Annotated in this window: 27 protein-coding genes and 2 tRNA genes; 7 read left to right on the top strand and 22 right to left on the bottom strand. The window is 61.7% G+C overall.

The genetic code is table 11. The features are described 5' to 3' along the window. Positions 1 to 319 precede the first annotated feature (319 nt). From GOB82_RS09220 to hpnA, 7 genes are all read right to left on the bottom strand, one after another. Positions 320 to 1,021: a phosphorylase family protein gene (locus GOB82_RS09220; protein ID WP_166122375.1), complete on the bottom strand. Its 702-nt coding sequence runs from the start codon at positions 1,019 to 1,021 to the stop codon at positions 320 to 322. 3 nt (positions 1,022 to 1,024) lie between these two features. Then, complete coding sequence (gene shc / locus GOB82_RS09225; protein ID WP_166122377.1) at positions 1,025 to 2,995, bottom strand: squalene--hopene cyclase; 1,971 nt, start codon at positions 2,993 to 2,995, stop codon at positions 1,025 to 1,027. Positions 2,996 to 3,057: 62 nt separating this feature from the next. Then, positions 3,058 to 4,353, bottom strand: coding sequence for a hydroxysqualene dehydroxylase HpnE (gene hpnE, locus GOB82_RS09230; RefSeq protein ID WP_166122379.1), 1,296 nt, complete (start codon positions 4,351 to 4,353; stop codon positions 3,058 to 3,060). Positions 4,354 to 4,373: 20 nt separating this feature from the next. Beyond that, on the bottom strand, positions 4,374 to 5,267 hold the full coding sequence (gene hpnD / locus GOB82_RS09235; RefSeq protein ID WP_166122382.1) for a presqualene diphosphate synthase HpnD: 894 nt from the start codon (positions 5,265 to 5,267) through the stop codon (positions 4,374 to 4,376). Between the two features lie 73 nt (positions 5,268 to 5,340). Then, positions 5,341 to 6,201: a squalene synthase HpnC gene (hpnC, locus tag GOB82_RS09240; protein WP_166122384.1), complete on the bottom strand. Its 861-nt coding sequence runs from the start codon at positions 6,199 to 6,201 to the stop codon at positions 5,341 to 5,343. Between the two features lie 124 nt (positions 6,202 to 6,325). Beyond that, positions 6,326 to 7,564 carry a glycosyltransferase gene (locus GOB82_RS09245; RefSeq protein WP_166122386.1) on the bottom strand — a complete coding sequence of 413 codons (1,239 nt, stop codon included), beginning with the start codon at positions 7,562 to 7,564 and terminating at the stop codon, positions 6,326 to 6,328. A 10-nt stretch (positions 7,565 to 7,574) separates the two neighbouring features. Next, positions 7,575 to 8,570, bottom strand: a complete 996-nt coding sequence (gene hpnA, locus GOB82_RS09250) for a hopanoid-associated sugar epimerase (protein ID WP_166122388.1) — start codon at positions 8,568 to 8,570, stop codon at positions 7,575 to 7,577. Positions 8,571 to 8,783: 213 nt separating this feature from the next. Between hpnA and GOB82_RS09255 the strand changes: the two genes are divergently transcribed. Together GOB82_RS09255 and GOB82_RS09260 are read left to right on the top strand one after the other, a co-directional pair. Beyond that, positions 8,784 to 9,839: a lysylphosphatidylglycerol synthase domain-containing protein gene (locus tag GOB82_RS09255; protein WP_166122390.1), complete on the top strand. Its 1,056-nt coding sequence runs from the start codon at positions 8,784 to 8,786 to the stop codon at positions 9,837 to 9,839. Positions 9,840 to 9,928: 89 nt separating this feature from the next. Then, positions 9,929 to 10,819, top strand: coding sequence for a prephenate dehydrogenase/arogenate dehydrogenase family protein (locus GOB82_RS09260; protein WP_166122462.1), 891 nt, complete (start codon positions 9,929 to 9,931; stop codon positions 10,817 to 10,819). Between the two features lie 62 nt (positions 10,820 to 10,881). On the opposite strand, the gene GOB82_RS09265 is transcribed toward GOB82_RS09260, so the two are convergent. The 3 genes from GOB82_RS09265 to GOB82_RS09275 all read right to left on the bottom strand — a co-directional run bounded on the left by GOB82_RS09265 (position 10,882) and on the right by GOB82_RS09275 (position 12,999). Then, positions 10,882 to 11,781, bottom strand: a complete 900-nt coding sequence (locus tag GOB82_RS09265; protein ID WP_166122392.1) for a tetratricopeptide repeat protein — start codon at positions 11,779 to 11,781, stop codon at positions 10,882 to 10,884. Between the two features lie 3 nt (positions 11,782 to 11,784). Then, positions 11,785 to 11,910, bottom strand: coding sequence for a type B 50S ribosomal protein L36 (gene ykgO, locus GOB82_RS09270; protein WP_003625637.1), 126 nt, complete (start codon positions 11,908 to 11,910; stop codon positions 11,785 to 11,787). Positions 11,911 to 12,069: 159 nt separating this feature from the next. Further along, positions 12,070 to 12,999: a LysR substrate-binding domain-containing protein gene (locus GOB82_RS09275; RefSeq protein WP_166122394.1), complete on the bottom strand. Its 930-nt coding sequence runs from the start codon at positions 12,997 to 12,999 to the stop codon at positions 12,070 to 12,072. A 221-nt stretch (positions 13,000 to 13,220) separates the two neighbouring features. Between GOB82_RS09275 and GOB82_RS09280 the strand changes: the two genes are divergently transcribed. Further along, the gene (locus GOB82_RS09280) at positions 13,221 to 13,763 is read left to right on the top strand and encodes a peroxiredoxin (protein WP_166122396.1); all 543 of its coding nucleotides are present in this window, start codon (positions 13,221 to 13,223) and stop codon (positions 13,761 to 13,763) included. 114 nt (positions 13,764 to 13,877) lie between these two features. Beyond that, positions 13,878 to 14,405 carry a carboxymuconolactone decarboxylase family protein gene (locus tag GOB82_RS09285; protein WP_166122398.1) on the top strand — a complete coding sequence of 176 codons (528 nt, stop codon included), beginning with the start codon at positions 13,878 to 13,880 and terminating at the stop codon, positions 14,403 to 14,405. Between the two features lie 59 nt (positions 14,406 to 14,464). Here GOB82_RS09285 and GOB82_RS13535 read toward each other — a convergent pair whose 3' ends face one another. The 5 genes from GOB82_RS13535 to ppa form a co-directional block, all read right to left on the bottom strand. Continuing rightward, entirely contained in the window at positions 14,465 to 14,593 is a 129-nt protein-coding gene (locus GOB82_RS13535) for a hypothetical protein (RefSeq protein WP_265794549.1), read from the bottom strand. A gap of 82 nt (positions 14,594 to 14,675) precedes the next feature. Beyond that, a tRNA-Asp gene (locus tag GOB82_RS09290) sits at positions 14,676 to 14,752 on the bottom strand. Positions 14,753 to 15,059: 307 nt separating this feature from the next. Then, positions 15,060 to 15,668, bottom strand: coding sequence for a YceI family protein (locus GOB82_RS09295; RefSeq protein WP_166122400.1), 609 nt, complete (start codon positions 15,666 to 15,668; stop codon positions 15,060 to 15,062). A 48-nt stretch (positions 15,669 to 15,716) separates the two neighbouring features. Next, the gene (locus GOB82_RS09300; protein ID WP_166122402.1) at positions 15,717 to 16,547 is read right to left on the bottom strand and encodes a DODA-type extradiol aromatic ring-opening family dioxygenase; all 831 of its coding nucleotides are present in this window, start codon (positions 16,545 to 16,547) and stop codon (positions 15,717 to 15,719) included. Between the two features lie 238 nt (positions 16,548 to 16,785). Next, a complete protein-coding gene (gene ppa / locus GOB82_RS09305; protein ID WP_166122404.1) occupies positions 16,786 to 17,310 on the bottom strand; it encodes an inorganic diphosphatase in 525 nt (174 codons plus the stop codon). A gap of 155 nt (positions 17,311 to 17,465) precedes the next feature. Here ppa and GOB82_RS09310 point away from each other — a divergent pair. The 3 genes from GOB82_RS09310 (at position 17,466) to GOB82_RS09320 (ending at position 19,929) form a co-directional block, all read left to right on the top strand. Beyond that, positions 17,466 to 17,539, top strand: a tRNA-Ile gene (locus tag GOB82_RS09310). A gap of 67 nt (positions 17,540 to 17,606) precedes the next feature. Beyond that, a complete protein-coding gene (ettA, locus tag GOB82_RS09315) occupies positions 17,607 to 19,286 on the top strand; it encodes an energy-dependent translational throttle protein EttA (RefSeq protein WP_166122406.1) in 1,680 nt (559 codons plus the stop codon). Positions 19,287 to 19,410: 124 nt separating this feature from the next. After that, the gene (locus tag GOB82_RS09320; RefSeq protein ID WP_166122408.1) at positions 19,411 to 19,929 is read left to right on the top strand and encodes a GNAT family N-acetyltransferase; all 519 of its coding nucleotides are present in this window, start codon (positions 19,411 to 19,413) and stop codon (positions 19,927 to 19,929) included. A 69-nt stretch (positions 19,930 to 19,998) separates the two neighbouring features. Here the strand turns inward: GOB82_RS09320 and GOB82_RS09325 are convergent, their stop codons facing one another. The 7 genes from GOB82_RS09325 to queA form a co-directional block, all read right to left on the bottom strand. Beyond that, positions 19,999 to 20,631: an MlaC/ttg2D family ABC transporter substrate-binding protein gene (locus GOB82_RS09325; protein ID WP_166122410.1), complete on the bottom strand. Its 633-nt coding sequence runs from the start codon at positions 20,629 to 20,631 to the stop codon at positions 19,999 to 20,001. 23 nt (positions 20,632 to 20,654) lie between these two features. After that, a complete protein-coding gene (locus tag GOB82_RS09330; protein ID WP_166122411.1) occupies positions 20,655 to 21,503 on the bottom strand; it encodes an MlaA family lipoprotein in 849 nt (282 codons plus the stop codon). Between the two features lie 222 nt (positions 21,504 to 21,725). After that, positions 21,726 to 22,553: a TerB family tellurite resistance protein gene (locus tag GOB82_RS09335; protein ID WP_166122412.1), complete on the bottom strand. Its 828-nt coding sequence runs from the start codon at positions 22,551 to 22,553 to the stop codon at positions 21,726 to 21,728. Between the two features lie 132 nt (positions 22,554 to 22,685). Then, positions 22,686 to 22,952 (bottom strand): ribbon-helix-helix domain-containing protein, encoded by a 267-nt coding sequence (locus GOB82_RS09340; RefSeq protein WP_166122413.1) that lies wholly within the window; start codon positions 22,950 to 22,952, stop codon positions 22,686 to 22,688. Further along, the gene (queG, locus tag GOB82_RS09345; protein ID WP_166122464.1) at positions 22,949 to 24,022 is read right to left on the bottom strand and encodes a tRNA epoxyqueuosine(34) reductase QueG; all 1,074 of its coding nucleotides are present in this window, start codon (positions 24,020 to 24,022) and stop codon (positions 22,949 to 22,951) included. The genes GOB82_RS09340 and queG overlap by 4 nt, the downstream gene beginning before the upstream one ends. A gap of 141 nt (positions 24,023 to 24,163) precedes the next feature. Then, the gene (gene tgt / locus GOB82_RS09350; protein WP_166122414.1) at positions 24,164 to 25,324 is read right to left on the bottom strand and encodes a tRNA guanosine(34) transglycosylase Tgt; all 1,161 of its coding nucleotides are present in this window, start codon (positions 25,322 to 25,324) and stop codon (positions 24,164 to 24,166) included. Next, complete coding sequence (queA, locus tag GOB82_RS09355; protein ID WP_166122415.1) at positions 25,321 to 26,400, bottom strand: tRNA preQ1(34) S-adenosylmethionine ribosyltransferase-isomerase QueA; 1,080 nt, start codon at positions 26,398 to 26,400, stop codon at positions 25,321 to 25,323. Before queA ends, tgt begins: the two co-directional genes overlap by 4 nt. Positions 26,401 to 26,526 lie beyond the last annotated feature (126 nt).

The following is a 26,526-nucleotide window of genomic DNA, read 5'->3' on the forward strand; positions in this document are numbered from 1 at the left end:
GTAAGCCATACCGCCGCATCTGTTGCTCCCCCCCCCCTGAAAACCGGGAAAACAATCAGCACAGGCAGCCAGAAAGTACAACTCTCAGGGCCTAACTGACGACACGCCGTAGTTGGCTGCGGCAAAAGAGGAGTGGCTGTTCAGGCTGGGAAGGACGCGGTCCGGGCTTCTGCTTTCCCTTGAGGGTAGAAAACAGAAGAGCTGGGATAGCAATTTCAAGAAGAAGGCTGTTGTGTGCATCAGCGGACATGGTGTGTCCGGTTGTTCTTCAGACGGTTGGCCAGGTCATGGGTGTTAGAAGAACCGGCAGACCAACCCCTCACCCCGCGAAGCGGGCGAAGGCGGGGCGGGTGTGTTGCTGTTCCAGAAAAGTCTGCATGGCGGTGCGGGCGCGCCCGGCATCTTTCCCAAGGCCGATCAGGCCGGAAATCTGGCCGGGGTGGCGCAGCAGGGAACCAAGCAAAGCTCCGATCTTCAGGCCGCCATCAGGAGATAGAACGGCTCCGGCTACGGGGGGGAGAGAGCGGCTCGCAGGGTCACAGATCACCCGCAGGACGGCAAAGGGCAGCCCGGCCTCTTCCGCCGCGCGGGCCAGAAACCCGCTTTCCATATCCAGAGCTGTACACTGGGTTGTTGCGAACAGACCGGCTTTTTCAGAGGCGTTCAGCACAACGGTATCACTGTGCAGCAAGGTGCTGCCGAGTACGCCCGGCTGACCGGCCCCGAGGATATGCCGCAGGGTGGGGTCACACAGATATGCAGCGCCCCATGCCATCACCCGTTCCGGCAGAACGAGGGTGCCGGGTGGCAGGGCCGGGTCCAGCCCCGCGGCCAGCCCGAAGGAGAGCAGGCAATCCGCCCCGCAGGCGGCCAGTCGGGCGGCTTCCCGCTGGGCACCCGTGCGGGTGGCCCCGCTGGCGGCAATGGCGGCGTGTGGAAACACCTGTCTGATCAGCCGTGCTTCCGCTTTCAGGCCAACAAGAATGCCGGGGTGGTGTGGTGGCGGGGCGCGGTCTGCCATGGGTCAGAATCCGAATGCAACGCGGCGGGAGTTGCTGTTTTCCAGATTCCGGTAGCGCGCGAGCGCCATCAGCGGGAAGAACTGCTTGTACCCGTGGTAGCGGAGGTAAAACACTTTGGGGAAACCCACGGCATTATACGGTTCTTCCTGCCATTCCCCTTTTTCATCCTGCTGGGATGCCAGCCAGGCGATACCGCGTGCTACTGCCGGGTCATCCCGTCGGCCAGCCGCCATCAGGCCAAGCAGCGCCCATGAGGTCTGGGAGGGCAGGCTTTCCGTATACTGGCCGTGTGCGCTGCCTTCATACGTTTCACAGCTTTCGCCCCAGCCGCCTTCCGGCCGCTGGACGGAGCGCAGCCATTCCACGGCTTTCACCACAGCCGGGTCATCATGCGAGATGTCAGCCGCGTTGAAGGCGCACAGAACAGACCATGTGCCGTAAATATAGTTCGTCCCCCAGCGGCCAAACCATGAACCATCGCTTTCCTGCTCCTTGCGCAGGTAGGTGATGGCGCGTTCAATCACCGGGCGATCCTCCACATGGCCAAGCTGGCAGAGGAAGGAGATGCAGCGGGCCGTGACATCGGCTGTCGGCGGGTCCAGCAGGGCACCGTGGTCTGAAAACGGGATATGGTTCAGCATATCCTTGTCGTTATCAATATCGAACGCACCCCAGCCGCCGTCACGGCTCTGCATGCCGATAATCCACTGGCGGGCGCGCTCAAGCGCTTCGGCATTGGCCGGGTCACCCTCACGGTGCAGCAGCATGCCCACCACGGCGGTATCATCCACATCCGGGTAGTAATCATTCCCGTACTGGAAGGCCCAGCCACCGGGCGCGAGGTCCGGCGCGTTGATCGCCCAGTCCCCTTTCACATCCAGAATCTGTTTTTCACGCAGCCATTTGCTGGCTTTGCGCAGGTTTACCAGTGTTTCTTCCGGCGCAATGCCTTTCGGGCCGGAGGCAGCCTCAAGCATGGCGTGGCCGGAAAGGCCGGTGTCCCAGATCGGGGAGACGCAGGGCTGGCAGTATACCTCGTCTTCCTTATGCACCAGCAGGCCCTGCACGGCTTCCCATGCGGTGGCGGCGCGTGGGTCACTGTCCGGCACGCCCAGGGCGCGATACATCATGACGACGTTCGCCAGCGCCGGATAAATGGCCCCCAGACCATCCCGCCCGTTCAGGCGGGGTTCAATGAAATCAATGGCGGCCTTGATGGCTTTTTCGTGCGTCTTGGCAGGGATGAAACCAATGGTCGGGCGCAGAACACTGTCGAGCCCCTTGAACACATGCCCCCACACAGAGCGGAACGGCCCACGGATCCAGTCTCTCACCCGCTCTGGCGGCGTGACGAACAGTTCGCGGATGTGGATCTGGCGCGGATTGATGGCAATGGGTTTCAGCGCCGCCAGAACCAGCAGCGGCGCGATCACCACGCGGGACCAGTAGGACATGTTCCAGACGGAAAAGAACGCCTTGCGCGGCAGCAGCATCAGCTCCACGGGCATGACCGGCGTGGCACGCCAGGGCACATCACCGAACAGGGCCATCTGGATGCGTGTGAACACGTTGGTGCGCTCGGCTCCACCATGGTCCAGAATGGCTTCGCGGGCGCGGCGCATATGGGGGGCATTGATATCATCCCCCACGGCTTTCAGCGCAAAATAGGCTTTTACAGAGGCCGAAAGGTCAAACTGGCCGTTATGGTACAACGGCCAGCCACCATGATCCGGGCTCTGGATGCGGCGCAGATAGACGGCAATCTTCTGCTCCAACGCATCATCAATCCGGTCGAGATAATGTTCCAGCAGGATGTATTCCGCCGGGATGGTGGCATCAGCTTCCAGCTCGTAAACCCAGTGACCATCAGCCTGCTGACGCTGCCCTAATGCGGCATGGGCATTTTTAACCGCACGATCCAGATCTTCACTGGACAGGAGGTTATCAGGGAGTGCGCTGCCATCAGCGGCCATGGTTCGGGTTCCTTTTCAGGGTTTGGGGTGGAAGGGAGAAGGCGTTCTGCAGGGTCTCTGTGTTACGGGCGGCGCAGGCCGAGTGCCCGCACAGCCTTAACACCTGACCTCATTGCGCCTTCAAGTGTGGCGGGGAGTCCGGTTGCCGTCCAGTCCCCCGCCAGAGCCAGGTTCACCAGAGGTGTCACAGGGCCGGGGCGCAGGCGGTTCTGTTCCGGTGTGGCGGCAAAGGTGGCACGTTTTTCCCACACCACGCGCTGGTGCGGTGGTGTGGCAGGCAGGGGGGCGTGCAGAACCGGGTCACACGCACGGCGTACATCATGCCAGATGGTGCGGGCCAGATCATCCGGGTCCTGCTCTGCAAAGCGGTTTGCCGCACTGACGGTCACGGAGAGAATGTCTCCCCGCAGGAACACCCATTCCGCAATGCTGCCCACAAGCCCCATAAACCCGGCCCGGGCGAAGGAGCCTAAGGCACGCGGCGGCGTGTCCAGACGGAAGTGCAGGTTCAGAATGCTTTCAAACGCAGTGGGTACCCGCAGGGCGGGCAGATGGGAGGCAAGCAGGGTTTCCGCCACAGGGGCGGGGACTGCCAGAATGACGGTATCGTCCTCTGTCAGGGGAATGATGCCTTCAGGCCCATGCAGAGCGGTCACGCGCCCCCGCGCGACATCCAGCGCGCTGATGCGGCTCTGGGTGCGCACCTCCGCATGCAGAATGGCCAGATGGGCCAGAGCCGGGTCCACCAGTGTTTCAGAAAGTCCCTCCTTGGGGAACCACGGCACACAGGCCTTGCCACCAAGAGAGAGCGATTCCTTTACCACCGCACCCAGCAGGGCCGCACTCCCGGTCTCACAAGCGGTATTGAGGGCGGAAATGGCGAACGGTTCCAGCAGACGGCGGCTCAGGGCACCGGGCAGCAGGCAACTGGAGACGGTTTCATCCTCCCCGGCCTGCATCAGCTTTTGCAGGCTCCGCAGTTCCAGAACCCGCATATCCGGCACGCGCCGATGCGGTTGGAAAACCCACCAGGGGATGCGCCCGCGCGAGAGGTCGAGCGTCCAGCGGGTGCCTTCCGCCAGATCGGCAAAGGGGAAAATGGGAATGCCGGGGCCGGTCAGGGTATCGGTGGCGCCCGTCATGGCCAGATAGCGGAAGACTGTCTTGTTGGCGGAGAGCAGCAGGTGGTTTCCGTTATCAATCCGGCATCCAAGCTGCTTGTCATCATAAGACCGGGCGCGGCCACCGCACGCGCGGCCCGCTTCATGCACAATCACGCGGCGGCCCGAACCCGCCACGTCCACCGCGGCGGCCAGACCCGCCACGCCGCCCCCGATAATGTGCACAGATGCTGCCATGGTGCCGCTCTCCTTCAGGCTCAGGGAAGGTAGGATCTGGTGAGCCAGAACACCTTGTTCAGGGTTGAGGTCTCGGGGCGGTCATGCAGGGCGAGGCCGGACCAGCCGCGCTTGCGCAAGGCAATCAGCACAGCTTCATAGCTGGCGCCCATGATCCGGGCCGGGAGCATGGCTTTCGCGCGGCAGGCGCGCATGGTGGCGAAGGCCAGCCGGAAATGGTCCAGCGCGCGTACAGACAGGATATTGGCCACCCCGGCAAGGCCGGGGGCGGAGAGCGCCTTGATGGGATCATGCGGGACATGAAAGCGGTCCAGCAGGTCCCCCGGCAGGTAGAGTCTGCCACGGGCGGCATCTTCCGCAATATCCCGCAGGATATTGGTCAGTTGCAGGGCGCGGCCCAGATGATAGGCAACCTTGTCGGCCTCATCAGAGCTGTCACCAAAAATCCGCACGGAGAGGCGGCCTACGGCAGAGGCTACGCGGTCACAATACAGGTCCAGCGTTTTTTCGTCCGGGGCGACAATGGTGTTTTCAGCATCCATCACCATCCCGTCGATCACGGCATGAAAATCCTCCTGCCGCAGGGAGAAGAAATGGATGGTGGCCAGCAGCACGCGGTCCAGAGAATCCTGCGTTTTGCTGTGGTCATACAGGTCCACAATGCGCTGGTGCCAGGCGTCAAGCGCGGCCTTGCGTTCCGCCATGGGTTCAGACCCATCAGCAATATCGTCCACCACGCGGCAGAAAGCGTAAATGGCATACATGCCAAAGCGCCGCATGGGGGGCAGAATGCGCATACCGGCGGCAAAGGATGTGCCCGCCTGTTTTACCGTGCTTTCCACCCATGCCAGATCCGCGGGGTCACACCCGAGGGGGGTTGGCTCGTCATGCGTCTGGATGTTCTGAGCTGTCACGCGCTTTTCACCTGTCTGTTCATCAATTCTTCAAGTCTGTCTCTTTTTGCAGACCCGCAGCGATCCTGAAAGTTCAGGACCATGCCCGCAGGGCCGCGCCGGCTGCATGCATAAGGTCTGTACGTTTCAGGGAAACCCGCCCTGCCAGCGGGTCTTCCCGCCGCAGGCGCCGCGTCAGGCGGTGGGCCAGACTGACAATGGCCGCGCATTCCATGCGGAAGCGCCTGTCCCGCACCAGACCGGGCAGGACCGTGGCCTCCCGGTTCAGGCTATCCACGCCGTCCAGCAGGGTGTTGAACACCCGGCGCAGGGCGGAGGAGGCCCGTCCTGCCAGCAGGTCATCCTGCGTTGCGCCGGCCTGTGCCATCAGGTCCGAGGGCATATAGCAGCGGTGCAGGCGTTTAAGGTCGCCCTGGCAGTCCTGCAGATGGTTGAGAATCTGAAGGGAGGTGCACAGCGCATCGGCCGCCGCGAATGTATGGGGCACTTCACCATGCAGATGCAGCAGAAACCGGCCGACCGGATTGGCGGAGTAGCGGCAGTAGTGCACCAGATCGTCCCATGAGGTGCAGGGCGTGCCGCGGGAATCGTCCCGGAAGGCAATCAGCAGGTCTGTCGCGGTTTCAAACGGAACCCCTGTTTGCAGCAGGGAGGCCCGCAGCCGGGCGGCGCTCATGGCATCCGCACGGGGAATGGGGTCCCGCTTGCCCAGCAGCACATCTTCCATGGCGTCCAGACGGGCTATCTTCTCATCCGCGCCCAGTGTCTCGCAGTCGGCAATATCGTCGATAACGCGCGCATAGTCATAATAGGCATGCACATGCGGGCGCAGCGCCTTGCTGAGCAGAAGGGAGCCGACGGGAAAATTCTCGTCAGACGCACCTTTGCCGGAAGAGACATCGGCTCTTCCCCATACGGAGGCGGGATCGGTCATGTCAGGCTCCGGATGGAGGAACGGTAAGGCATAGGGCGGAGCTTTACACGCTCTCTTCCGGCATGCCTACTCCCTGCGCGTACGGGGGCAGCCGCGGAGGCAGGGGGAGCTGAAAGCCGGGGCTTCATGCCCGGCTTTCCTGCCTTGGCGCGGCTTCAGCCTGCGCCGGGTGGTTTGGTATGGTGTCTGTAGCCATACGGCCATCATTCGGAATGGCGTCCGTATAGGCCCGGTTTTTCCACACAACACCCCGCCCCCGGTAATGATTGACAGCAGAGCCGATGGTAGCAGCCGTATAGAAAATGGCCACAAACGGTAATGCCAGAGCCCATAGGGGAGAGAGGCGGAAGCGGCGGAGGGTGGGGATGAAGGAGCCGATGGAGGCAAGCCATGTCGCCAGCCCGATCCAGCGGGGCAGACCGTGCCCGAACAGGGCGAGCAGCCCCGGCGCAATCCAGATAACCCCCATGGCCAGCACCGTGAGCACCAGAAGCAGCGGCGAATAGCGCAACTGCACAAAGGCCGTGCGCGCAATCATGCGCCAGACATCAATGGGGTAAGGATAAGGCCGGATGGACCGTGCGAGGCAGGAGTGCCCCAGATAAAGGCGGCCCCCGGCCTGTTTGACGCAGGCTGCCAGAGTGCAGTCATCAATCAGGGCGCCCTTGAGGGCTTCAATCCAGCCGATTTCGGCCAGCATGTCCCGCCGGATCAGGATCGTGCCGCCAGCCGCCCCGGCCGTGCGGCTTTTGGGGTTATTGACCTGCGCGAAGGGGTAGAGCAGCGCGAAGAAGAAAACAAAAGCGGGCACCAGCGCGCGTTCGGCCAGACTTTCACACTGAAGTTCCACCATTTCAGATACCATATGCAGGGCATCCGTCTGGGCTTTGGCAACCAGTGTTGAAACATGTTCCGGAGCGTGCAGGATGTCGGCATCGGTCAGCAGGATATAGCCGCTGTTGGAGTCCTGCTGGCGGCGCGCTTCGGCCACGCCCTGCGCCACAGCCCAGAGCTTGCCGCTCCATCCCGGTTCCGGCTCCGCGCCGTCCAGCACGGTCAGGCAGCCGTGGGGGTCGGGCAGGGCGCGGGCCAGAGCGCCTGTGTTATCCTCACTGCGGTCATTCACCAGAATAAGGGAAAGGCGTCCGGCGTAGTCCTGTTCCAGAAGGGAAGACAGGGCGACTTCAATAGAGTCAGCCTCATCCCGCGCAGGGATAACCACGGTCACATCCGGCATGATATCGGCGGGGGCTGTGCCGGGGGAGGCCGGGCGCAGGATGGGGCCTGCCTGCCAGAATTTGCCGTGGAAAAAAATAAGACCGAACCAGATAAGTGCGGCAAGAACAGCCAGACCAAACAGCATTGCCAGCCCCTTATTTCAGCATACCGCTCGTGCGGAACCAGGTGATGGCATCTTCCACTGCCTGCCGGGCGGGGCGGGGCGTGTAGCCCAGTTCCCGGATGGCTTTTTCGGAGGAGAAGAACATTTTCTTGCGGGACATGGCCAGCATCTCCCGTGTGACGCGGGGAGAAAAGCCAAAGGAGCGGGAAAGCCATTCCGAGACCACGGCAACCGGCCAGATCACACCCTGAGGCAGGCGCACGCGTGGCGGGGGCACATGGGCAATTTCAGACACCATGGCGAACAGGTCGCGCAGCAGGTAGTTCTGGCCGCCCAGAATATATTTCTCGCCAATGGTGCCGCGTTCGAGCGCGAGCGCATGGCCTTCGGCCACATCATCCACATGAACAATGTTCACGCCTGTATCCACATAGGCGGGCATGCGGCCGGCAGCGCAATCCAGAATCATCTGCCCGGTGGGGGTGGGTTTGATGTCCCGTGGTCCGACCGGTGTTGAGGGATTGACGATAACGGCTGGCAGGCCCTGCTCCCGCACAAGCTGGAGCACTTCCTGCTCGGCACGGTATTTGGAGCGTTTGTAAATGCCGATCACACCATGTTCATGGACCGGAGTCGTTTCATCAGAATCCGTGCCATCGCCAATCAGGCCGAGTGCCGCAACGGAGGAGCAGTAGACAATCCGTTCCACACCGGCATTCTGCGCGGCCAGCATCAGCAGGCGGGTGCCTTCCACATTGGCGGTCATCATGGGGGCCGGGTCCGGCACCCACAGGCGGTAGTCCGCAGCCACATGGAACACGTACCGGCAGCCTTCCACAGCGCGGGCGAAGGTGTTCGGGCGGGAGAGATCCCCTTCCACCAGCTCTGCCGGAATATCAGCGATGTTGCTTCGGTCACTTCCCTCGCGCACCATCAATCTCAGCGTGTGTCCGCGTTCAAGCAGTGTGCGGGCAACGGCAGACCCGACAAAGCCTGTCGCACCGGTGACGAGCGTATGGGCAGTCATAGTAAAGTGCACTCCCATAAGGGTATAAGAAGCTGAAGGGTGTTAAACCCCATCGGCGGGTTTGTTTCTTTATCCTGCTGCCCAAGGTGGCGCCAGACCCCGGGCTGGTGTAAGTGGTCGGATCACTCATGAATTCAGCCCCTCTGGTCAGGTGTTATGCACCCAGGAGAAGGGAGGCCCAGGGGGGCTTCTCGGGTAAGTAGAGCTTAGGCATTGAAGAAGCTTACTGTTTTTCTGACATTATTGGGTCTGGCCGCTGTTACGGCAGCCGTGGCATGGAGCGGTGTTGGCTCCGTGGTGCATGCTGTCATGCGTATTGGTCTGGGCGGCTTCCTTCTTATGGTATGCTGCCAGCTTGGTGTGAACAGCCTGCTCGGGCTTGCCTGGCACGCGGCCTTTCCGGAAATCGGCTATCTGCGCCTTTTGGGTGCCCGCATGGTGCGTGATGCCGCGGCAACATGCCTGCCGTTCTCCCAGGTGGGCGGGATTGTTATCGGGATCCGGGCAACGTGCTCAGGCCACGGGCTGCATGGCCAAAAATCCCGTCAGGTGGACTGGCCGGAAGCCGCCAGCGCCAATCTGGTGGACATCACAACGGAAGTGATGGGGCAGGTGGCGTTTGTGCTGCTGGGTGTGGCTTTTCTGGTGGCACACCAACGCTCCAGCCCGTTTGTGGTGCCCGTGAGTATTGGCGCGGTCTTCCTCACACTGGGCACTGCGGGCTTTATCTGGACGCAGCGGCACGGTGGCAGCATTTTCCGCAAATTTGGCGGCATGTTCACCCGCAGTCTGGCCTCCCAGTGGCATGAGAGCATGCTGAACGGTGCGGACACCCTGCAGGAATGGCTGGAAGCCGCATGGAGCCGCCCCGGGCGGATATGCCTTTCCGCATTTTACCATCTGGTGGGCTGGCTTGGCAGCGCGGCCATCCTCTGGATGACGGCCAGTTTCCTTGGTGCTTCCCTCACGCTTGCGAACGCCATTGCCATTGAAGGGGTGACCTGCGCCGTCATGTCTCTTGGTTTTCTGGTGCCCGGCAGTCTGGGTGTGCAGGAAGGGGCGTATATGGCGCTGGGGCACGCCTTCGGAATTGATTCCTCCGTGTCTCTGGGCCTGTCCCTGCTGCGGCGCGGGCGGGAGCTGGTTATTGGCATTCCGGTCCTGCTGCTGTGGCAGGTGATGGAAATGCGGGGCCTGCGGCAGCCTGCGACCAAAAAAGCGGCGGATGTCAGCTATGCCCCCGCCCCGACAGTGGTGAAGGATCCCTGAGCGTGTCTCCAACTGTTTCTGATGAGTCTGTTGTTGATGAGTCTGGGGCGGACGTTCTGACAGCACCGGGTGAGGATGCGGCAAAGCCTGTGTCTGATACGCCGCTGTTTGACACGCTTGTGGTTGTGGGGCCGGGGCTGATCGGCTCTTCCGTGCTCCGCCGTGCGCAGCAGAAGCGCACATTGGCCCGGCAGTTGATTGCGGTTGATGTCTCGCCCGAAGTCCGTGCGCGGGTGGAGGAACTGGGCATTGCAGATCGCGTGATGGCCGATGTCGCGGAGGCCGCAGCTCTGGCGGACTGCGTCATGCTGTGCGTGCCGGTGGGGGCCATGGGGCCTGTGGCGGCGCTGGCGCTGCCCGCCATGCGGCCCGGCTCCATTCTGACGGAAGTTGGCTCGACCAAGGTTTCCGTGATTGAGGCCATCAGCCCGTTTCTGCGCCCGGATGTGGCGTATGTTCCCGCACACCCCATGGCAGGCACGGAGTATTCCGGCCCGGATGCCGGGTTTGCAACCCTGTTTGAAAATCGCTGGTGCCTTCTGACACCGCTTGAGGGCACTCCGCCCGAGGCGCTTGCGGCTGTGCGGACCCTCTGGGAGCGCTGTGGCTCCCGCCTGCGGGAAATGGACCCTGCGCACCATGACCGTGTGTGTGCGATTGTCAGCCATCTGCCGCATCTGCTGGCGTTTACCATTTGCGGCACGGCGGATGATCTGGCGGATGAAACGCGCTCTGAGGTGCTGGATTTTGCGGCGTCCGGCTTCCGTGACTTCACGCGTATCGCGGCATCGGACCCGGTGATGTGGCGTGACGTGTTTCTTGCAAACCGTGAGGCCCTGCTGGAAATGCTGGCGCGCTTTATGGAAGATGCGCAGGCCATGGCCCGTGCGATCCGCTGGGGGGATGAGGCCTATATTGTGGACCGTATCCAGCGCGGCCGCGCCATTCGCAAAAGCCTGATTGAAAACCAGCAGGCCTGAGGCGGTCTGGACAGTCTTTCAGGCCTGCCCGACGGGTTTTCAGGCTGTTTGAAAGCCTGTCCTCAGGTTGGCTGCCCAAAGGCCTTGATATGCAGGGCGTCCAGACGCTTGTGATTTTTGTCGGCCATCGGGTTCAGCTCCAGCACTTTCTGCCACGCCTTGAGTGCTGCCGGGGCATCTTTGCGCTGCTCTTCCACTGTTGAGAGCAGGCCCCAGCTTCTGGCATCCCGGCTGTCACGCTGGAGGGATTCGCCCAGATCGGTAATGGCTCCGGCATAATCCCCCGCGGCAAGGCGCATCTGGGCGCGGCTGCGCCACAGGATAGCCTTGTCTGGCTGAAGGGCCAGCGCATCTCCCAGATCTTCCACAGCATCATCCGGCTTGTCTGCCTGACTGTCCTTTTCCGCGCGGCGGAGGAGAAGCTGGGTGGTGGGAGAAAGCCCATGTGCCCGGAGTTCTTCCAGCCGGGCTTCCAGCCTCTGTGCATCTTCCGGGGTTTTGGCCTGCACAAGCTGGTCCGCCAGAGCAGCAATCCGCTCAGGGCGCGTCAGTTTTTTGCGCGGTGTGGTCCCCGGCTGAGGCGGAGGGGGCACCGGCGCGGTCTGAGCCGGCGGGGTCTGAACTGGTGGTTGAGCCGTGGTTCGCGCTGGAGACTTGGCCGGTGTGCCGGGTGCGGTCCGTGCCCGGGCCGGAGCAGCAGCGGGAGAAGCAGGGGCCGGGGCGTGGCGCGGGTGCTCTTTCCGGGCGGCCGGGTGCGGTGTGGAAGAGTGCGGTGCGGAAGGATGCTGTGCGGGAGCGCGCGCGGTCTGGCCTGCGGCGAATCCGGGAGCACTGACGTTGAGCAGAAGGCCTGCGGCCATCAAGGCCCCTGAACGCAAAAACCCGCTTTTCCGGAAACCGGAAAAGCGGGTTGCACGCATATCATGCGCCAGTAGCCAGCCGGAAAAGGCCGGACCCTGCATAAATCAGCCCTGACGAGCTTTCATGCGGGGGTTCTTTTTGTTGATGACATAAACCCGGCCGCGACGCCGTACGACACGGCAATCTTTATCGCGCACCTTGGCCGATTTCAGGCTGTTTCTGATTTTCATGGCCCGTTTTTCTCCGCCGATGCTCAAGAATTGAAATAAGGTGTGTCGGCACATACCGGCCCGGCCAGTACGAGTCAATGTTTTCCACGGAAAGGGGCCACAAATTGTTTTGTTCTGCGGCGTCTTTACCTCAAAATCCCCGTTCTTTTAACTTGGGGTTCAGGCCGGGTGCGGGGCAAGGCTGGAAATTGCGGTGGCCAGCGTCCGGAAATCTTCCGAGCGAGGAGAGCGCGGCCGCCATGCCAGACCGATGGTGCGCCAGACCGGCCCGCCAGACAAGGGGCGGCTGCTTACCGGGTGTCCGCGCAGGATACCGCCTTCCAGCGCGAGCAGCGGCATCACGCCAATCCCGAGCCCCAGCCCGACCATGCCTGCCATGGTATGCAGGGATGTCGCGGAAAAGGAGGAGTCGCTCTCTCCTTCCGTTCCGTGCCACTCCCGGCCCTGACGGCAGACGGCGAGGGTCTGCTCCCGCAGGCAGTGGCCATCTTCCATCATGATCATGCGCTGGTCGGCCAGCCGCTCCACCGGCACAGTGTTCAGCCGTGCCAGAGGGTGGTTTTCAGGCATGATGACATGGAACGGATCCCGCCACAGGGGGAGGGTTTCCGCCGTGTCACACAGGCAGGGCATGGCCAGAACCAGCATGTCCAGCCGCCCCATGCCCAGTTTTTCCAGCAGATGTTCCGTTGTGTCTTCCACAACAGAAAGAGTGAGCTGCGGAAAGCGCGTGCGGATGGTCTTGACCAGAGACTCAACCAGAAACGGGCCGATGGTAGGGATAATGCCCAGCCGGAGCGGGCCGGTCAGAGGGGGGCGGGCGGCCACGGCAAGCTGCGGCACGGCCTCCAGCGCTTCCAGCGCCTGTCGGCCTTTCAGGGCGATTTCATGCCCCAGAGGGGTGAACACCACCTTCTTGCCCACCGTACGGTCCAGCAACTGGGAATCGAGCTGGCGTTCCAGCGCCATGATCCCGGCTGAAAGGGTGGATTGCGTGACCGCGCAGGCTGCCGCAGCCCGCCCGAAATGGCGGAGTTCAGAAAGCGCGATGAGGTAACGGAGCTGCTGGGCGGAGGGGAGGGGGAGCACGGGTCGGACCTTCTCTCGGCAAAGGGCTGGAGGCAGGGGGTGGAGGGGAAGTCTGCGGTGGTCTTTTTTTTGGAACGGCTTTGTTCGGTTAATCGATCATTTCGATGGTTTTGATATAAAATATTCATTGGCATGAATGGACGCGCCGCGCCATAGATAATGCCTGACGACGGTATTCCGCGCCGTCGGCACTTTAAAGTAACCCAAGAAGGAGCAAGCTTATGCTGACCGTTGGCGATAAGTTCCCGAGCTTTGATCTGACTGCTGTCCCCGGTGGCCCTGAAGGCCTGAAGGGCGAGTTCGTCCAGATTTCTGACAAGTCCGACGCTGGTAAATGGAAGGTTGTCTTCTTCTGGCCGAAAGACTTCACGTTTGTCTGCCCGACTGAAATCGTGGCATTCGGCAAGCTGAGCAAAGAATTTGCGGACCGTGATGCCGTTGTGTACGGCGTGTCCATCGACAGCGAATTCGTGCACCTCAACTGGCGCTTGCACCATGACGACCTGAAGGATCTCCCGATCCCGATGCTGGCTGACATCAAGCGTGAGCTGACAGAAGGCACAGGCGTGATGGCGAAAGACGCTGGCGTTGCCCTGCGCGCCACCTTTGTGGTCGACCCGAACGGCGTGATCCGCCACGTTTCTGTCAACGATCTTTCCGTTGGCCGTAACCCGCAGGAAATCGTGCGTATTCTGGACGGGCTGCAGAGCGATGAGCTGTGCCCCTGCAACTGGAAAAAAGGCGACGACTTTATCAAAGTCTGATCCTGATACCTCCCGTCTGACCCTGCGGGGTCAGACGGTATTCTCTCAGATCGGGTTCAGCCCGTCTGGTGCGCCCCTGTGCGCTTTCCCTCCCCTTTTCATACGGATTATCTGATGTCGATCGATGCTCTGAAGGATCGTATTCCCGATTATGCGAAGGATCTGAGGCTGAATCTCGGGTCTCTCGCCAATGATGTGACCCTCACACCCCAGCAGCTTGCCGGGACATTTGTGGCCTCCGCCATTGCATCCCGCAATGATGAGGTGACGAAAGCCATTGTTGCTGAATTTGGCAGCAAACTGACCCCTGAAGCTCTGCAAGCCGCCAAGGCCGCGGCAGCCATCATGGGGATGAACAATATCTATTACCGCTTTGTGCATATGGCCGGCGGTGATTACGCGAAAATGCCCGCGCAGTTGCGCATGAGCGTGATTGGCCGTCCGGGTGTTGAAAAAACGGATTTCGAGCTGTGGGCTCTCGCAGTTTCCGCAATCAATGGTTGTGATATGTGCGTAACCAGCCATGAAAAGATTGTTCGTGAAGCGCTGGGTGCCGAAGGCGTGCAGACAGCGGTGCGGATTGCCGCCACCGTGCATGCTGTTGCGGTTACTTTGCAGGCCGCCGCCGCTCTGGGCGAGTAATTCTCTGCCGGAAATGATGCGGGCGGAATGCTTCTGGAAAGGCCTCACAGGAGGTTTTTTCAGGTGCCCGCCCGGTGTCCGGCATCGTTCCGGGTCTGCCATGCGTTCTGCCCCGGTGTCTGCCTGATGGAACGTGCCAGCGGCAGCCGGTTTCTTGCAGCCAGAACGGCGGTGCCCGAAAGTGGCATCGGGCAGGATTTTCATGGTGGGAATGGGTTCTGAACCCTGCGTGCGGTGTGCGCCACATTTTCAGAACTATGTCATAAAAAGTGGCGCGAGTGACGGGGCTCGAACCCGCGACCTCCGGCGTGACAGGCCGGCGCTCTAACCAACTGAGCTACACCCGCAGTCCAGACGCTCACCGTGGTGTGCGTCGGTATGTCGCGTCTTATAGCGATGTTTTCGCGTTTGACAACTGGGCTGGATTAAAAAAATGGCCTCGCGTGAATTTTTTTTCGCGAGGCCTTTTCCGTCGGTCCGAAAAAGAGGTCCAACCCCCTAACACACTGGCGGGTTTGCATTTTCCATGGTCAGAGGGGGCGTGACCAGACTGTTCGGTGGTCAGCCTGTTCCGTAATCAGACTGATCTGCGGCCAGACTGGCAGAGGCCGCACGCGGCGGGCCTCTGCGTTCGGGTTGGGAGCGGCTGTGTGCTCAGTTCTGCTTCTCAAAAGCCCCGGCGATGGAGAGGGTGACAGTATCCCCCACCATCGGCACGTAGGTTTTCACGCCAAATTCGCTGCGCTTGAGAGTGCCGGTTGCCTGAAAGCCTACCGTATAGGCTTTATCCAGCGGGTTTGTGCCCGCCCCGATGAAGCGCACCTGAAGGGTGAGGGGTTTTGTCACGCCATGCAGGGTGAAATTCCCGGTGACAGCGGCTGTTCCGGCCCCGGTCGGCACAACCTTGGTGGAAACGAAAGTGGCGTTCGGGTAGTGGGCCACATCAAACCAGTCTGCCCCATGCAGCTCGTCCGTCAGCTTCGGGCTGGTGGTCTGCACACTTTCAACCGGAATGGAGACAGTCAGCTTTGATGCGGCAGGATGCGCCGGGTCCAGCGTGAGGGAGCCGGTCGCGCCGGAGAAAAGGCCGGAATATTCGGTAAAACCGAAATGCAGCAGAGAGAACGTGACCTGCGTATGGCTGGTTTCAACCTGATAGGTGCCAGCCTGCACGGTCTGGAAGGCCGGAGCAGCCTGTGCCGCGGAGAGAGAGGCCAGCAGCCCGAAAGCGGCAAGCGCAGGTGCGAAAGACATAGATTTCATGAACGATGTTTCCTGGTGTGAAGGGTGAAGAAGCTCTGAAACAGCCTGTTATCCGAACTGAAAGCCGGAAAGGGCCTTGCCCATAACAGTATCCTGATAGATCCGGGTGCCCCGGTCGGCTCCCGCGGCCCCTGCGGCAACCATCAGGGGCAGCAGATGGTCTGCCCGTGGGTGGCAGATGCGCGCACCGGGGGCGCTCTCCCAGTGCCGCAAGGCGGTATTCCGCTCGGCTTCCGGCGCACACACGGCAGCGGCAAGCCATGTGTCAAACGCGCTGGAGACGGCATTGGACTCCGGGCTTTCCCCCATGAAGTACTGGAGATTGTGGTAGGTCAGGCCCGTGCCCACAATCAGCACATTCTGGTCCCGCAGCGGGGCGAGGGCCTGCCCGATGCGCAGATGCGCGTCCGGGTCCAGATCGCGCTGGAGAGAGAGTTCGACCACGGGAATGTCGGCGTTTTCAAAGGCCAGCATGAAAGGAATGAAAACCCCGTGGTCCAGCCCTCGCTCGCTGTCCGCGGCGTTGGGAATCCCTGCGTTGGTCAGCAGGGTTTGCACCTGTGCCGCCAGAACCGGAGAGCCGGGCACAGGGTAGCGCAGGTGATAGGTGTGGGGCGGAAAACCGTAATAATCATAAATCAGCGGCGGGTGCGCGGCCGAGGTTACGGTGGGATGTGTGGTTTCCCAATGGCCGGAGACCACCAGAATGGCATCGGGCTTTTGCGGCACTGTCTGGCTGACACCGCGCAGGAAGGCCGCCATGCGGTCCCACGTTTCCGGCCAGTCCATAAAAAAGCAGGGACCGCCCCCGTGCGGCAGAAACAGCACGGGCTGCCGGGGGTGGGGCGTGCGTGGTGTCTGAGATGTGGAAGGGATCATCCTGTGGGCCACTTCTTCCGTGAGAGGCAAGGCTCACAAGAGTGGCTTCACTGTCAGGGTTTGATAAGCCTGCTTTTTGGGAAGAGACTTCACACCGTTGGTGTGAAGTGAAGGGGCCGCCCGAGATTTAAGGCGGCGCATACAATAAAGCCGGGGGCTGCATCACGCAGCCCCCGGCCTGAAAGCCATGCGGCCCTGCATCCCGGCTTTTTGCTCCGGCATGCAGGGAGAGGCAGAGTTACTTGCTGCCAGCCGTCAGAGCGCTGCGAATGAACTCGCCCGCTTCTTCCTTCGTGCCCCAGCCCGTGACCTTCACCCATTTGCCGGGTTCCAGATCCTTGTAGCGGGTGAAGAAGTGCTCAATCGCCTTCACGGTGATTTCCGGCAGATCCTCAACCGTCTGGACCTTGCTGTACTGCGGGTGGATCTTGTCATGCGGGACGCAGATGATTTTTTCATCCTGCCCGGATTCGTCTTCCATCTTCAGCACGCCAATCGGGCGGGCACGAATGACGGAACCGGGGACAACGTCCGTCGGGGTCAGCACCAGAGCGTCCGTCGGGTCTCCATCAGCGGCCAGCGTGCCCGGAATGAAGCCATAGGCCGTGGGGTACGCCATGGGCGTAAACAGGAAGCGGTCTACAAACAGGGCGCCACTTTCCTTGTCGATCTCGTATTTAACGGAAGATCCCTGCGGAATTTCAATGACAACGTTGATATCAAACGGCACGTCTTTGCCGGGAGAAAGTTTTGAGACGTCCATAGCGGCTGCTCCAGCGCTGAAAATACGGATGGCCAGACCCTATCCGCCACGCTGCGACTTGCCAAGTCGTAACAGGAAGGGGGCTGTTCTGGCGGTTTTTCCCGCTCTGTACCCTTGCCAAATGTGTCAGGTTGCGTAATCAGGAAGCCGCCTGCGCGCCCGTAGCTCAATTGGTTAGAGCGGGCCGCTCATAACGGCTTGGTTGCGGGTTCAAGTCCTGCCGGGCGCAGGCGGCTTTCGCCCTATTTCGTCCGTATTCACGAGTCTCACCAGTCCATTTCACGGGGGTTCATCTCATGGCATCTTATCAATACGTCTATGTGATGAAGGATCTGACAAAGTCCTATCCGGGTGGACGTGAAGTCTTCAAAGGCATCACGCTGTCCTTCCTGCCGGGCGTGAAGATCGGCGTTCTGGGCGTGAACGGCGCGGGTAAATCCACCCTGCTCAAGATCATGGCCGGGATCGACAAGGAATATGGCGGGGAAGCCTGGGCGGCGGAAGGCGTGCGCGTGGGCTACCTTGAACAGGAACCCCAGCTTGACCCGACGCTGACGGTTGGTGAGAACGTGGCTCTGGGCTTTGGCGACCTGAAAAAGGCCGTTGACCGGTTCAACGAAATTTCCATGCGCTTTGCCGAACCGATGAGCGATGAGGAAATGAACGCCCTGCTGGCCGAACAGGCCGAGCTTCAGGAAAAAATTGACGCGGGCGATGGCTGGGAGCTGGACCGCAAGCTGGAAATCGCGCTGGACGCCCTGCGCTGCCCCCCGGCGGACAGCCCCGTGGACAAGCTTTCAGGTGGTGAGCGCCGCCGTGTGGCCCTGTGCCGCCTGCTGATTGAAAAGCCTGACATCCTGCTGCTGGACGAACCGACCAACCATCTGGACGCGGAAAGCGTGGCATGGCTGGAAAAGACGCTGCATGATTATCCGGGCACCGTGATGGTCATTACCCATGACCGCTACTTCCTGGACAACGTGACCAACTGGATTCTGGAAATCGAGCGCGGACGCGGCATTCCGTTTGAAGGCAACTATTCTTCCTGGCTGGAACAGAAGCGCAAGCGTCTGGCTCAGGAAGAAAAGGAAGAAAGTGCCCGCCAGCGCGCTCTTGCCGCCGAACAGGAGTGGATTGGCTCCAGCCCCAAGGCGCGTCAGGCCAAGAGCAAATCCCGTATTGCGCGGTATGAAGAAATGCTGGCCCAGTCTGCTGAAAAGCAGAACGGCGTTGCGGATATCGTGATTGCCCCCGGCCCGCGTCTGGGTGGCACGGTTATCGAGGCTGATCACCTCAGCAAGGGCTTTGGTGAACGCCTGCTGATTGATGACCTGAACTTCAAGCTGCCGCCGGGCGGTATCGTGGGGGTTATCGGGCCGAACGGCGCTGGTAAATCCACCCTGTTCAAGATGATTGTGGGTGCCGAAAAGCCGGATACGGGTGCGCTGAAAATCGGTGAAACCGTGAAGCTGGGCTATGTTGACCAGTCGCGCGATGATCTGGACCCCGACAAGACCGTGTGGGAAGAAATTTCCGGCGGCACGGATGTGATTTATCTGGGCAAGCGCGCCGTGCCTTCCCGCGCCTATGTGGGGGCCTTCAACTTCAAGGGGTCTGACCAGCAGAAAAAGGTTGGCATTCTCTCCGGTGGTGAGCGCAACCGTGTGCATCTGGCCAAGATGCTGCGGCAGGAAAGCAACGTGCTGCTGCTGGACGAACCGACCAACGATCTGGACGTTGATACCCTGCGTGCGCTGGAAGAGGCTCTGGGCGAATTTCCGGGCTGCGCCGTGGTCATCACCCATGACCGCTGGTTCCTTGACCGTCTGGCAACGCATATTCTGGCGTTTGAAGGCGATTCTCACGTCGAATGGTTTGAGGGGAACTTCCAGGCGTATGAAGAAGACAAGCGCCGCCGCCTCGGCCCGGATGCCACGGAACCTGGCCGCATTCGCTACCGGCCTATTTCCCGCTGATCCGGCAGGATGGATGTCTGATGCGGCATCCATCATCTGAAGCACGTCGCATTCAGAAAAACTATTACGCCACCGGAGGCTGCTCCGGTGGCGTTTCTGCGTTCCGGGCGCTGATGGGGGCGGCATGCTGACGAATGCCCGCTCGGTCAGGACCGGCCGGCTCATGCTTCAGCCTGTGACATGGCGTGACATGAACGATATGGCGGCGCTGAAGGCGGATGGCGGGGCATTTGGCCAGATGCTGGGGGGCGTATGCACCCGCCAGCAGGCCGAACGAGACATGGCGGATGATATCGCCTTCTGGGCCTGCCATCGGGTCGGGATTTTCACCATTCGGGAAAACGGAACCTTTGTCGGCATGACCGGCATTCATGACAGGCCGGACGGGCGTGGCTTCGGGCTGCGGTTTGCGCTTTACCCGTGGGCCAGCGGGCGCGGTATTGCGCGGGAGGCTGCCTATGCGGCCCTGAACTTCACGCATGATGCCGGGGTGAGGCGGGTTATTGCTGTTGCCAAGGAAAGCAATCTGGCGTCCCGCACCATTCTGGGCGGGATTGGCATGCATATGTATGAAACCTTCCAGCGCGATGGGCAGACCATGCTGGTTTATGAAAGCGTGCGTGGCGGCGGCCGGAACGGCTGAAGGCGGCCATAAAAAAAGGCCCCTGCATGCAGGGGCCTTGTTACCGTGTTCCGGTAAAGTCTGAAGGGCTCAGTTGTTGCCGGTTGCCGCTGCGGTGTGGTGTGCGATCTGGCGCTTGAGAGCGTTCAGCAGGGCTTCAACATTGCCGCCGTTCCGCGCGATGTAAGAAGAATAATCCTGACGCTGCGTCAGACGCAGGCTGGCGCCTTCGCCAATCACGTCCACCACTTTCGGGCTGCCGCTGGCATAACCCACAATCCACTGCATGGTGGCGGGGGGCTGCTGCGGGCGCATGAGAACGGCTTCCACAGAGTCATCCTCACCCGATTTGGAAATGGCCCCGATGGTGAAGCTCACACCGCGGTAATCGCCCAGCTTGTCGGTAATGGCGTTTACCAGAACTTCATGGAACAGGGCCAGATACTGCTTCTGCTGGGCAGGCGTTGCCAGCTTCCAGTAGCGGCCAAGGCAGTAGCGGCCAATGGCGTCAATATCCACATCCTGCTGGATCAGCGGCAGAACACGGCTCTTTTTTTCCTGCAGGGGGATCGGGCTGTTCACGATCGCCACCAGCTTGTTCCCGAAGTTTTCGATAAACTGGCGTGTGCCGCTGGCAGCATGGGCAGGCAGAATCGAAAGACTGCCGGCACAAATCAGAGCGAGGGCTCCTGTCACAAGGCGACGGCTGGAAAAAATTTTCATGTCGGCGCTATCCCTGTTTATTTTTAGTGGTACCAGGCGGGTACGGTGGCACGGTTATCATTTTTGATAGCCTGTGCCTGCGCCTGACGCTGCTGTTGGTAGGCGCTGCGGATGGTGGCATAGGGGTCCAGAGCATCCCGCTGCAGGGCGTCCAGCTCGTCAATATGCTCGGAACGACCGTGGACAACCCCGAGCATGTTATAGGCCCAGTTGAAGCTGATCAGCCCATAACCGCGTGGCACGTAGTTCCAGGGAGAAAGCCCCTGATCAATCCCGTATCCAATCCCGTCACGCAGGGAAGAGGGGCCCATGGGCAGGAACAGGTAAGGGCCGGAGGGAACGCCCCAGTTGGCCAGTGTCAGGCCGGCATCGTTATCATGATGCGGATAGCCAGCCATTTTGGCCACATCAATCAGGCCGCCAACCCCCACGGACATGTTGATGCACCAGCGCACGAAGGCATCACCCGCGCGGCGGGGCTTGCCAGCCCCGACATCGTTAAAGAACACGGAGGGTTCATTCATGGTGGTGATCATGTTGCCCAGAGAATTCCGGACAGTGCGCGGAACGGCCCATATATAGGCCTTGGCAACGGGACGCAGAGCCCATTTATCGACCGTCATGGTCATGTTGTAGACCTTGCGGTTCAGAGGCTCGTAAGGGTCGTTCGCCTGCTGGTATTCCGCAAGGGCGTCAGGGTCTTTGGGGACCGGGGCCTTGATGGCGCTGCACCCGGCAAGGGCAAGCAGCGTCATGGCCAGCACAGAGCTACGTGAGGAAAAACGGCGCCGGGCCGAGAAGCCTTCCCGGGTCTGACTCATCTGGGCCTGACCGCGAGGGCGGAGCCGCACACCGTTCCGTCCTGAATTCATTGCCGCGTTTACCTTTACTCTGTGACGCACAAGCAAAACCTGACCAGAGGCAGGAGTCTTCTGCTGCCTTGTCTACCACGAGAAATCATCTGCGCAATGCAGGTCATCCCTGCGTATCAGGCAAGGGAGCAGAAAAGAAGCGCTGCTCAAGTCCTTTAGTTTAATCGGTACGTCTGTTTTTTAACACGTCTGTTGCGGGAATGCCGCACTAAAACTGCCCGTTTACAGGCCGCGATCACGTTTGATCATATCCCATGCCGCATTGATACGGGAAATTCTGTCGGATGCTTCGGCGATTTCAGCGGGAGAGGCCTGGCGGGATGCCATAACATCCGGGTGATACTGCCGGACCAGCTTTTTCCAGTGGGCGCGCAGTTCCTCATTGGACAGGGAGGCTTCCACACCCATCACCACATAGGCATCTTTCTCCGCCATGGCTGGTCTGGAGCGCCCCTGTTCAGCCCGTTCCCACGCGCCACGGCTCAGGCCGAAAAGAGCATGGACTGTTTGCAGGAAGCGGGTTTCTTCCTTTGTCAGCGGGTCATCTGCCGCCAGGTCCGCCCGCGCAATGGCGAACAGAACGCCCATCAGGTCTTCCAGCGGCTGCTTGTCCTGCGCGTAGGCTGTGCCCAGTTCCCGCGCGAAGGCTTCATAGTCATCCGTTCTTTGCCGGGCGAGATCAAACAGGCGGCCAACTTCGCGCATGTTTTCATCCGGCACGCGGAATCGAGCCTTGAAAGCATTGATTTCCCGGCGGTTAACCGGGGCATCGCACTTTGCCAGCTTGGCGCACAGAATAATGCTGGTCAGGCCGTAAAGCTGCTCTTTCTTGCCCAGAGCCGCCGCCAGCTTGGCCGCCATGAATGTGGCGGCTCCGTTCGGGTCAGGCCGCGCGCGGGCGGCCCAGCGGTCACTCCACCCTCCGGCTGGCGGGTCAAGCAGGGTGCCTTTATCCGCCGCATGGCCCAGTGCCGCGCCCAGTGCCGCGCCAACAGGACCGCCCATGGCAAACCCTGCGACACCACCAAAAATCTTACCCCATATCGCCATAGTGCCTGCTTAGCATTTTCCGGCCCGTGGCCCAAATCAGGCCCATACTGGCTCCAGACCGCCAGCATAACAGGGCGAAAGGGGGCACGGAAAGGTGGGGGCGGGCATTCCAGCTGTGAGGCGCGGCGGCGGTCAGGGCAGGGAAGGGGGCGTTACCGGGGGCTCGGTCAGGAGTTCAGGGGTCTGCCCGAGCACCCAGCCGAGGGCTCGCACCCGCAGGAAAGAGGCAAGAGACTGGCCCGGAGAGCGTTCCGTATCCAGTCTGGCAACCAGTACGGGCAAGGGCAGGGCCTGCTGCAGGGCCATGCTCTCCAGCACCTGCCAGAATTCCGGCTCCAGCGCGACGCTGGTATCATGGCCGGAGAGCATCAGGCTGCGTTTTTTAAGATGCGCGCTCATGGGCCTGCAGCCTCCAGACGGGTGACAGCCCAGCGGGCGGCCTCTGCCACGATGGCATCCGGGTCCTGCGTGAGCCGGTGTGCGTGGGGGAGCAACTCCGCCAGCCCGGAATTCCCGATGGCGATCAGGACATTGCGGATAAAGCGGTTGCGCCCGATGCGCTTGATGGGGGAGCCGGAAAACATCTGGCGGAAGGCTGTGTCATCAAGCTGGCTCAGGCTGGCCAGATCCGGCGCCATCAGGTCCGGCCGGGGGCGCAGCTTGATCTGGCGGGAAACCTGCGCGAACCGGTTCCACGGGCAGACTGCCAGACAATCATCACATCCGTAGATATGGGTGCCTATGGCAGGGCGGAGCGCGAGCGGGATCGGGCCTGCATGCTCAATGGTCAGATAGGAAATGCAGCGCCGCGCGTCCATCTGGTAGGGGGCGGGAAAGGCCTGCGTGGGGCAGGCGGTAAGGCACCGGGTGCAGGTGCCACACCCGCCGCCTGAAGGAGGGGAGGCGGGCAGCGCCAGCGTGGTGTAGATTTCCCCCAGAAAAAGCCAGCTTCCGTGGTGGCGGGATACCAGATTGGTATGCTTGCCCTGCCAGCCCAGCCCGGCCTGCGCGGCCAGCGGCTTTTCCGCCACCGGCGCGGTATCCACAAACACCTTGACCTCCGGTGCCGTGTCCTCCGCGCCCTGCCTGCCTTCGCGCACCACGAACTGGGCCAGATGCTTCAGCATGCCCTTGATAAGATCATGATAATCGCGGTGGCGGGCATAGACGGAAATATTGCCCCGGTCGGGCTGGCTGAGGGCGGCAAGCGGATCCCCCTCCGGCGCATAGGACACCCCGAGGGCGATAACCGTACGGGCTTCGGGCCAGAGGGTGGTGGGCTGGGTGCGCTGGTCGGCTCTTTCGGCCAGCCAGCCCATGTCCCCATGATAGCCGCTGGCCAGAAAATCGCTCAGGCGCGCACGGATGTCCGGGCCGAGATGGGCCGGGCAGAAGCCAATGGCGTCAAACCCCAGAGCCAGAGCCTTTTCCCGGATTCGGGCCGCCAGTTTTTCTGCCCGCAGGTGCAGGGCGGCCGGAGGGGGCGTGCTCTCTACATGCGGGTCCCCAGTGGCGGGGGCGCACCCTGTAGCGGGTGTGCGCACAGGCGCGGCGGGATCAGGCGTGTTCACGGGAGGACTGGCCCTGCCACAGGTTGCATGCAGAGAGTTTCAGGGCACCGGGGGCAGGATGGGGCGTGGCATTTCATCTTCTGTCCAGTCTTCAGCAGCCCACTCCGCACGCAGGCTGGTGGCCAGAGCGTCCAGACGGCCTTCCAGAATCGCTTCGCGAATCTGGCGCATCAGGCGCTGGTAATAGGCAATGTTATGCCATGTGAGCAGCATCGGGCCGAGAATTTCATTGGCGCGGAACAGATGGTGCAGATAGGCGCGGCTGTGGCGGGAGCAGGCCAGACAGTCACAGTGCGGGGAAATCGGGCGCGTGTCCGTTGCATGGCGGGCATTGCGCAGGTTCAGCGTGCCACGCTCCGTATAGGCGCGGGCGGTGCGCCCGGCGCGGGTGGGCATCACGCAGTCAAACATGTCCACACCGCGCTGCACGCTGCCCAGCAGATCATCCGGTGTGCCAACGCCCATCAGGTAACGCGGGGCGTTCCGGGGCATGAGCGGCACGGTGGTGTCCAGCGTGGCGAACATCAGCTCCTGCCCTTCGCCCACGGCCAGCCCGCCAATGGCGTAGCCTTCAAAGCCGATATCCGTCAGCGCCTGAACGCTTTCCGCGCGGAGGTCCGCCTCCGTGCCGCCCTGCACAATGCCAAACTGGCCATAGCCGGTGCGCGGCACAAAGGCCTCGCGGGAGCGGGCGGCCCAGCGCATGGACAGCCGCATGGAGGCGGCAATGGCGTCCGGCGCGGCGGGCAGGGCCGGGCATTCGTCAAAACACATGGTGATGGTGGCATCCAGCGCGTGCTGGATATCTGTGGAGATTTCCGGTGTCAGCCGATGGTACGAGCCATCAATGTGTGAGCGGAAAGTGACGCCATCCTGATCCAGCTTGCGCAGCGCGCCGAGGGACATCACCTGAAACCCGCCGGAATCTGTCAGGATCGGGCCGGACCAGTCCATAAAGCGGTGCAGCCCCCCCAGTGCGCGCACCCGCTCGGCCCCGGGCCGGAGCATGAGGTGATAGGTGTTGCCCAGCACAATGCCTGCCCCTGTGGAGCGCACGGCATCCATGGTCATGGCCTTGACGGTGCCGACAGTCCCCACCGGCATGAAGGTGGGAGTCGCCACGGGGCCGTGGGCCGTGTGCAGCATACCGGCGCGGGCGTCGCCGTCCGTGCTTTCGCAGGTCCAGTGGAAACGGCTCATGCAGGCTCTCCGGCGCGGTGGGCTTCAATGGGGTTGGCGCAGCGCAGCAGGCAGGCATCCCCGTAGGAATAGAAACGGTACCCGGTCTGGATGGCGTGGGCATAGGCCGCACGCATCCGCTCTTCCCCCGCAAAGGCACAGACCAGCATGAACAGGGTGGAGCGGGGCAGGTGGAAGTTGGTCATCAGCATATCCACCGCGCGGAAGCGGTAGCCGGGCCGGATGAAAATGGACGTGACATCATCAAACGGATGCACAATGCCGGCTTCATCCGCCGCACTTTCCAGCAGGCGCAGGCTGGTAGTGCCAACGGCGATGATACGCCCCCCTGCCTTGCGCACGGCATTGATCCGCGCCGCGGTTTCCGGCGTGATGATGCCGCGTTCGGCATGCATGTGGTGTCTGGAAATATCGTTATCCCGCACGGGCAGGAATGTGCCCGCACCCACATGCAGGGTCAGGGTGCAGCGGCCCGCGCCTGTGGCATCCACCGCGTCCAGCAGCGCAGGGGTGAAGTGCAGCCCCGCCGTGGGTGCCGCGACAGCACCCTTGTGCTCGGCAAAAATGGTTGCGTAATCCTGCGCATCCTGTGCGGTGGGGCCGTGCGGGCGGTGGATATAAGGGGGCAGGGCCAGCGCCCCGACATCCTGAAGGAACGTGTCAAAAGCAGACCCTTCGGCCGAAAAGCGCAGGACAGCGCCGCCGCCTTCTTCCCGTGCCATGACGGTGGCCGTGTGCGGGCTGCCGGTAAAGGTCAGGATATCACCCACCTTCAGGCGGCGGGCATTGCGCACCAGCACATGCCAGGTGGTATCGGGCAGAATACGGTCCAGCGTGATGCCGATATGGGCCTCCCCGCGCATGGCCTGCAATTGCGCACGGATAACGGCGGTATCATTCGCCACCAGCAGATCACCCGCCCGCAGCAGCGCGGGCAGATCCCGCACGGACCGGTCAATCAGCGGGCCATGTTCAGGCACATCCAGCAGGCGTGCGGCTTCACGCGGTCTGGCGGGTTCCTGCGCGATCAGGGTTTCGGGCAGGTGGAAATCAAAATCTTCGGTGCGGTTGCTCATGTTGGAACGGGTTTACGCAATAGGGTTCGGCTGCGCCAGTGGGGATGGAGGCCTCAAAGGGCCTTTTGCACGCGGCCCCTTGCGGGTGGGCGGGGGCGTTGCGTTATGGTGCGGGCTTGAAGAAAC

It is taken from the genome of Acetobacter farinalis (genome assembly GCF_011516935.1).
In the GTDB taxonomy this organism is placed as follows: domain Bacteria; phylum Pseudomonadota; class Alphaproteobacteria; order Acetobacterales; family Acetobacteraceae; genus Acetobacter; species Acetobacter farinalis.